The sequence below is a fragment of the Halomonas sp. ML-15 genome (assembly GCF_014779595.1).
In the GTDB taxonomy this organism is placed as follows: domain Bacteria; phylum Pseudomonadota; class Gammaproteobacteria; order Pseudomonadales; family Halomonadaceae; genus Franzmannia.
Genome location: NZ_JACXZT010000019.1, coordinates 1,987,341 through 1,993,340 on the forward strand (window position 1 = coordinate 1,987,341; position 6,000 = coordinate 1,993,340).

The window sequence follows — 6,000 nt, forward strand, 5'->3', positions numbered from 1 at the left end:
GTCCCTCTAGAGTAGCGTGTCACGCCGGTGGCTTATGATAGGCTGAGCGCTGACCCGTCATCGCTGCAGTGGAGCCCGGCATGGATGTGCGCCCACCCCCAACCCCTCATACTGCGCAAGGCCAGACGCGGCGCGTGGGGGTCGAGATTGAATTTGCCGGTATCACGCCCGCCAACGCTGCCCAGCTGGTCTGCGAACTGTTCGGTGGCCAAATCATCGTGATCAGCCCACATCGGCTGAAGGTCGAAGGCACTCGTTGGGGCGAGTTCGGTATCGAGCTCGACGCCCAGGTAGCCCACCCGGATGCCAAGATCGTGGGACGAACGCCGAGCAGCGATGCCGAGTGGGATCGCCAACGTCATCAGGTACGCGTCGATCTGCATAACAAGACCCGCGAGCTGATCGGCGACGTGGTGGCTGGCCTGGTACCCACCGAAATCGTCGGCCCGCCGGTGCCCTGGGACGAGCTCGATGAGCTCGACGCGTTATTCGACGCACTGCGCGTGCACGGCGCCAAGGGCACCGACGCCAGCCTGCTGTATGGCTTCGGCCTGCACCTCAATCCCGAGGTCCCGGACCTTGGTGTCGACTCGATCCTTGCTCATCTGCGCGCCTACCTGCTGCTCGCCGAGTGGCTGCGCGACCAGATCGATATCGACATCACCCGCGAGGTGCTGCCACATGCCAATCCGTTTCCCAAGGCCTACGCGATCCTGGTACTCGATCCCGACTATGCACCGGATCTCGACACCCTGATCGGCGACTATATCCAGCACAACCCGACCCGTAACCGTGAACTCGACCTCTTCCCCCTGTTTGGCTATCTGCGCCCCGACTATCCCGACGCAATGTTTGCCGACGCACTGATCAAACCCCGCCCGACCTATCACTATCGGCTCCCCAATGCGCAGCTCTCGGCGCCGCAGTGGGGAGCAGCAGTGGAGTGGAACCTGTGGGTCGAGGTGGAAACCCTCGCCGCAGACCCCGAGCGTCTCGAAGAGCGCTCGCGGGAGTATCTCGAATACCACACCCTATCGCCCATGACTCGCTGGCTGGACAAGCTACGCAGCTGGATGAACGAATCCTGAGGAGTCGCATGTCCCGCCCGCTGATCGGTATCACCACCTCTGACCGCAAGAGCCGCATCGCCTGGGGGTTCGACTGGTTCGCCGTGTGGCGCCACGGCGGGCGCCCGCTGCGGCTGTCGCCATCACGCCCCCACCCAGAGGAACTCGACGGGCTTATTATCGGCGGCGGCGATGATATCGAGGCCCACCTCTACGGTGGCGAAGTGCAGCTCGACGTGCGCGTCGATCCGCAGCGAGACGAGCTCGAACTGCAGCTGCTCGAACGCTTCATTCCTGCCGGCTGCCCGGTACTCGGTATCTGCCGCGGCGCCCAGCTGCTCAATGTGCACCTCGGCGGCACGCTCGATCCGGATATCTATACCACCCATGAGGGCCTCAAGCGGCGGCGCACGGTGCTGCCGCGCAAGACCGTGGATCTCGTCGGTGCCAGCCGGCTGCAGCGCATCCTCAAGGTCAGTTGGTGCCGCATCAACAGCCTCCACCACCAGGCGGTGGACAAGGCCGGGCGCGGTATCGAGATCGTCGCCCGCGACCGCGACGGCCTGGTGCAGGGGATCGAGTCCCGGGAGCACGACTTCCTGATCGGCGTGCAGTGGCACCCCGAGTGGCTGATCTTCAATCGCCCGCAGCAGCGCCTGATTCGCGCCCTGGTCAAGGCGTCTGACCGGCATGCCGCCTGCCGCACCAGCGATGCAACGCAAGACGGCCATCCCGTGGATGGCCGTCAGGTGCGCTGAGTTCGGCAGGGTCAGTTGGCCAGCTTGGCCTCGAGGGTGATCTCGGCGTTGAACAGCTTGGAGATCGGGCACCCGGCCTTGGCCTTGTTGGCGGCGTCCTGAAACGCTGCGTCATCGGCACCCGGGATCTTGGCCGTGGTCTCGAGATGGATGGCCGTGATACTGAAGCCGCTATCATCCTGGTCGAGCTTGACCGTGGCCTGAGTATCGATGCTATCCGCAGTGAAGCCCGCCTCGCCGAGAATCATCGACAGCGCCATGGAATAGCAGCTGGCGTGGGCCGCCCCGATCAGCTCTTCGGGGTTGGTGCCCGGCTCGCCTTCGAAGCGGTTCTTGAAACCGTACGGGGTCTTGGCAAGCGACCCGCTGGCGGTGGAGACCGATCCCTGGCCCGTCTTGAGATCGCCCTGCCAATGCGCCGACGCCTTGTTGGTAATGCTCATGACACCTCCTTTCCGTGGGAAACACCGGCCGCAAGGCGACCGGCTAATGCATGACGGCAACTGCCGCCATGTTCGATCAGCTAAGAGCGGCCAGTGCCGCCTCGTAGTCAGGCTCGTGCTTGATCTCGCCGACCAGTTGACTATGGATCACCCGGTCTTGTTCATCCAGCACCACCACCGCACGCGCGGTCAGTCCGGTCATCGGACCGCTGGAGAGCGCCACGCCGTAGTCGCGATGAAACGCCGGATAGCGAAACGTCGACAGGGTAATCACGTTGTCGAGCCCCTCCGCACCACAGAAGCGCTTGGCGGCAAACGGCAGGTCCGCGGACACCACCAGTACCACGGTATTGGCCAGTCCCGACGCCAGCTCGTTGAACTTGCGGGTCGAGGTGGCACAGGTCGGGGTATCGACGCTAGGAATGATGTTCAGCACCTTGCGCTTGCCGGCGAAGTCGGCAAGGGTGACATCCTGCATTTCCTGATTGGTCAGCGTCAGCGGCGGCGCCGCCTGGCCCTTGTCGGGGAAATCACCGGCAACGTCAACGGGGGTTCCAGCACGGGTTACCTGTTTCATGCGTACTCCTCTTGGTGGGCGAAATCCTCTGAGCCGAGCGTCACGGCCGCTTACTTATCTGCCGGCAAGCCGCGCAGTGCCGCAAGCGAAGCATCCAGCCGAGATCTGCCCAGCTCCGCCATCAGCGCCATATTGCGCACCGGGATGGCCGCCGGGTCGGGATGCCGATCCAGCACGACGCTGAGACTCTCCTCGCGCAGCAGATGCAGCAGCGGCCATGGCGAGCGGTTGGTGTAGTTCTCGACCGCGTCTTCGGCGGCGTCGGCAAAACAGTAGTCAGGGTGGAAGCTTGCCAGTTGATAGACCCCTTCATAGCCCTGATCGGCCATCAACGCCTCGCCCACTGCCAGCAGGTCGAGGTAATCGTCGAAGTCCTCGGCGCCGTCGCCGATCACCAGCAGTGTGGTCTCGATCTCCGATGCACCATCGAGCCGTCGACACTCCTCGATCAAGGTGGTCAGCAGCGCTTCCCAATCGCTGGCCGACACCTCCCGATAGCGAACCCGATCAGCGTCGACCTCGCGGGCCGCGAACGGGCATACGCTATGGCCGACCACGAACTGTTCGACCCAGCGGCGGGTCGCCGCTACGCTGCGGCTATCGGGGGGATGGGCTTGGCTCACATCGGGCTCCTCAATGGGGTCTGCAGTATAGCGCGTCGCATTGCAAAGGCGCTTATCCTGAGCCAGCATGCCATGAAATAGATTTCCACTATGTCACTGGAGGACACCACCATGGCCCCCACCGCCGTCACCCGTCAAGCCGCCCGCGTCACCCTGCCAGCCAGTGCCCACCAGCCCGCCATCGAACTCCCCGCCATCGGCCAGGGCACCTGGTTCATGGGCGAAGGTCTGGCGCCGCACCGCGATGAGGTACGCGCCCTGCAGCAGGGTCTCGAGCTTGGCATGTCACTCATCGACACCGCCGAGATGTACGCCGAGGGCGGCGCCGAGCGGGTGGTGGGGGAAGCCCTGGCAGGACGCCGCGACCAGGCCTTCCTGGTCTCCAAGGTCTACCCCTGGAACGCGGGACGCGACAGCGCCATTGCCGCCTGCGAGGCGAGTCTGTCGAGACTCGGCAGCGACTACCTCGACCTCTACCTGCTGCACTGGCCGGGTAACGTGCCTCTCGACGAGACCCTGGAGGCCTTCGAGCGGCTCCGCGAGCAGGGCAAGATCCTGCGCTTCGGGGTCTCCAACTTCGATAGCGACGACATGGCAAGCCTCAGCGCTCTGCCCGGCGGTAGCGAATGCGCCACCAATCAGGTGCTCTACCACCTCGGCTCGCGCGGCATCGAGCGGCGTCTGCGCCCGTGGCTGCGGCAGCACGACATCCCGCTGATGGCCTACTGCCCTATCGCCCAGGGCGGACGCCTGCGCGACAGCCTGCTGACCCACCCCGAGGTGCTCGACATTGCCTCCGGGCTCGGCATCACCCCCGCACAGCTGCTGCTGGCCTGGGCGGTTCGCCCTGTCGAGGGCAAGCGCGACGTTATCGCGATTCCCAAGGCGGTGCGCAGCGAGCACGTCGAGCAGAATGCCCGCACCCTGGAGACTGCGCTCAACGACGAGGCCATCGAACGGCTCGATGCCGCCTTCCCGGCGCCCGAGCAGGATGTACCGCTGGATATCGTCTAGACGCTGCGTTCAGCCGCCCCGGCCTCGGCGTGACGCCAGCCGGTCGGCCAGGCGAGTGGGTTCAGGCAGCTTGGTTCGCCCCAGGCAGCGCACCACCCAGTCGACCGCAGTGGTCAGACTGAGGCGATGCCCAGGTGAAACAAACACCGGCTTGACGTGCTCCCGCGAGCGCAGCACCGCGCCAATGGTCTCGCCACGATGCTCGAGCGGCGTCCATTCGCCACGGCTCTCTGGCACTGCACCATGCTGGCCACACAGGCGCGACTTGGCGATGCCGATGGTCGGAAGATCGAGCCACAGGCCAAGATGCGCGGCGACGCCCAGGCGCCGCGGATGGGCAATGCCCTGGCCGTCGACCATCACCAGGTCGGGGCGCCGCTGCAGCCTGTCGAAGGCGGCCAGTGCCGCCGGTATTTCACGAAACGAGAGAAGCCCCGGCACATAGGGCATGCGGGTAGGTTCGCGATGAACCTGCTGCTCGAGAACCTCAAGGGACGGCCAGGCCAACAGTACCACCGCCGCGCGGGTGACGCTGCCAGCCTCCTCGAAGCCGATATCGACCCCGGCGATGGAGGCCACGTCATCCAGTCGATCATCCAGAATCAGCCGTGGCGCCAGTTCGCGCTGCAGGGCGACCGCTGCTGCCGGCGTCAATGACCAGTCGTGTAACACCTTCACCGTATGTATCCAGCCCTGGCAACGGCCATTGGCGTATCTACTCGCAGAAGCCCCAGCCTTCCAGCAGCATGCGCAGCTTTTCAACGCGGGCGCGGTTCTTGCCGAGGTCGGTGCCCCCCAGCCGCGAGGCACTACGCACGTGGCAGACCCCCTCCTCCTCGCTCCACAGAAACTCCAGGTCATCGACGAAGCCGAACAGCGTCGAGCGGCACTCGGCGTGAACATAGTCCTCGGCGGCGGTAACGATCTCGGCATCCTCGCATCCGGCAAGCGCCGTCTGCAGGCGCTTCATCAGCTCTGTCTTGGAGCGCTGCCCCGGATCCAGCGGTGCGACGTAGTGGGCATCATCGTCGGCCTGGCTGCAGACACTGTTGGCCGCCTTCGGGCAATCGGCCAGCCGGCCATTGTGGATGCCCAGAGTATCGGGGCGTCTGCTGGTCAGCGGATTGGTCATCATGAGTCGCATCCTCTGTTGTTATCGCCTAGCGGTTACTCTCACTTTATTGGAAATGTTTTCCACATAAAAGTTCAGCGTAGAACAGATCCGTGCCGCAAGCGAAAAAGCGACCTTTCGACTACTCAGTCAAGTTCAGATTGCGCCGCTTGGCAAGTCACAGCATCAACGAAGCGGCCCGCCTCATGGAGACGGGCCGCAGGTGGCTGCTCAAGACCAGGGTCAGAGCGAGGTTCAGGTCGGCAAGGGGCGATCACCCGACCGACGCCGCTGCAGCAGCAGCAGTCCACCGCCCACCAGCAGGCCGGCGATATCGGTGTAGATGCCGCCATAGATCATGCAGATCGCCCCCGCCAGCAGCAGCAGCCGCTGCCACGCCTTGGTAG

At 64.7% G+C, this 6,000-nt stretch carries 8 protein-coding genes; 3 read left to right on the forward strand and 5 right to left on the reverse strand.

Annotated features, from left to right (window positions below; genetic code table 11):
* Positions 1-80: 80 nt before the first annotated feature.
* Together IEI94_RS20960 and IEI94_RS20965 are read left to right on the forward strand one after the other, a co-directional pair.
* Positions 81-1,088: an amidoligase family protein gene (locus IEI94_RS20960; RefSeq protein WP_191169147.1), complete on the forward strand. Its 1,008-nt coding sequence runs from the start codon at positions 81-83 to the stop codon at positions 1,086-1,088.
* Between the two features lie 8 nt (positions 1,089-1,096).
* Positions 1,097-1,825 (forward strand): gamma-glutamyl-gamma-aminobutyrate hydrolase family protein, encoded by a 729-nt coding sequence (locus IEI94_RS20965; protein WP_191169148.1) that lies wholly within the window; start codon positions 1,097-1,099, stop codon positions 1,823-1,825.
* Positions 1,826-1,836: 11 nt separating this feature from the next.
* Here the strand turns inward: IEI94_RS20965 and IEI94_RS20970 are convergent, their stop codons facing one another.
* The 3 genes from IEI94_RS20970 to IEI94_RS20980 all read right to left on the reverse strand — a co-directional run bounded on the left by IEI94_RS20970 (position 1,837) and on the right by IEI94_RS20980 (position 3,468).
* Complete coding sequence (locus IEI94_RS20970) at positions 1,837-2,268, reverse strand: OsmC family protein (protein WP_191169149.1); 432 nt, start codon at positions 2,266-2,268, stop codon at positions 1,837-1,839.
* Between the two features lie 76 nt (positions 2,269-2,344).
* Positions 2,345-2,845, reverse strand: a complete 501-nt coding sequence (tpx, locus tag IEI94_RS20975; protein ID WP_191169150.1) for a thiol peroxidase — start codon at positions 2,843-2,845, stop codon at positions 2,345-2,347.
* A 50-nt stretch (positions 2,846-2,895) separates the two neighbouring features.
* The gene (locus tag IEI94_RS20980) at positions 2,896-3,468 is read right to left on the reverse strand and encodes a DUF1415 domain-containing protein (protein WP_318153433.1); all 573 of its coding nucleotides are present in this window, start codon (positions 3,466-3,468) and stop codon (positions 2,896-2,898) included.
* 111 nt (positions 3,469-3,579) lie between these two features.
* On the opposite strand from IEI94_RS20980, the gene IEI94_RS20985 reads away from it, so the two are divergent.
* A complete protein-coding gene (locus tag IEI94_RS20985) occupies positions 3,580-4,482 on the forward strand; it encodes an aldo/keto reductase (protein ID WP_191169152.1) in 903 nt (300 codons plus the stop codon).
* A gap of 9 nt (positions 4,483-4,491) precedes the next feature.
* Here IEI94_RS20985 and nfi read toward each other — a convergent pair whose 3' ends face one another.
* Positions 4,492-5,160, reverse strand: coding sequence for a deoxyribonuclease V (gene nfi, locus IEI94_RS20990; RefSeq protein ID WP_318153434.1), 669 nt, complete (start codon positions 5,158-5,160; stop codon positions 4,492-4,494).
* 37 nt (positions 5,161-5,197) lie between these two features.
* Positions 5,198-5,617 (reverse strand): DUF1499 domain-containing protein, encoded by a 420-nt coding sequence (locus IEI94_RS22720; protein WP_224750223.1) that lies wholly within the window; start codon positions 5,615-5,617, stop codon positions 5,198-5,200.
* Positions 5,618-6,000: the final 383 nt, after the last annotated feature.

What these genes read in the sequence shown, in the direction of transcription:
- IEI94_RS20960 (WP_191169147.1), top strand. Translation starts at nt 81, where the DNA reads ATGGATGTGCGCCCACCCCCAACCCCTCATACTGCGCAAGGCCAGACG.
- IEI94_RS20965 (WP_191169148.1), top strand. Translation starts at nt 1,097, where the DNA reads ATGTCCCGCCCGCTGATCGGTATCACCACCTCTGACCGCAAGAGCCGC.
- IEI94_RS20970 (WP_191169149.1), bottom strand. Translation starts at nt 2,268, where the DNA reads ATGAGCATTACCAACAAGGCGTCGGCGCATTGGCAGGGCGATCTCAAG.
- tpx (WP_191169150.1), bottom strand. Translation starts at nt 2,845, where the DNA reads ATGAAACAGGTAACCCGTGCTGGAACCCCCGTTGACGTTGCCGGTGAT.
- IEI94_RS20985 (WP_191169152.1), top strand. Translation starts at nt 3,580, where the DNA reads ATGGCCCCCACCGCCGTCACCCGTCAAGCCGCCCGCGTCACCCTGCCA.
- IEI94_RS22720 (WP_224750223.1), bottom strand. Translation starts at nt 5,617, where the DNA reads ATGATGACCAATCCGCTGACCAGCAGACGCCCCGATACTCTGGGCATC.